This window comes from Algoriphagus aestuariicola (assembly GCF_017254835.1).
Taxonomy (GTDB): Bacteria; Bacteroidota; Bacteroidia; order Cytophagales; family Cyclobacteriaceae; genus Algoriphagus; species Algoriphagus aestuariicola.
The window spans coordinates 1-318 of record NZ_JAFKCW010000047.1; the positions used below are offsets into that span (position 1 = coordinate 1).

A 318-nucleotide genomic window follows, 5' to 3' on the forward strand; every position below is an offset into this window, starting at 1 on the left:
GAAATCGTTCATCACCCGTTCCAGATCGCGTTCGCGCATCTGGCCGTGGCCGATGGCGATGCGCGCTTCCGGCACCAGCTCAGCCAGACGCTGCGCCGCTTTCTCGATGTTTTCCACGTCGTTGTAAAGGTAGTAAACCTGGCCGCCGCGCAGCACTTCGCGCAGGATCGCCTCGCGCACCACCAGGCTGTCGTATTCGCGCACGAAGGTCTTCACCGCCAGGCGGCGTGCCGGCGGAGTGGCGATGATCGACAGATCGCGCATGCCGCTCATCGCCATGTTCAGCGTCCGCGGGATTGGCGTGGCGGTCAGCGTCAG

The 318-nt window shown here is 64.5% G+C and carries 1 pseudogene; it reads right to left on the reverse strand.

Annotation, left to right across the window (positions count from 1 at the left end):
• A pseudogene (locus J0A67_RS23605) lies at positions 1-318 on the reverse strand (transcription-repair coupling factor); the annotation flags it as partial.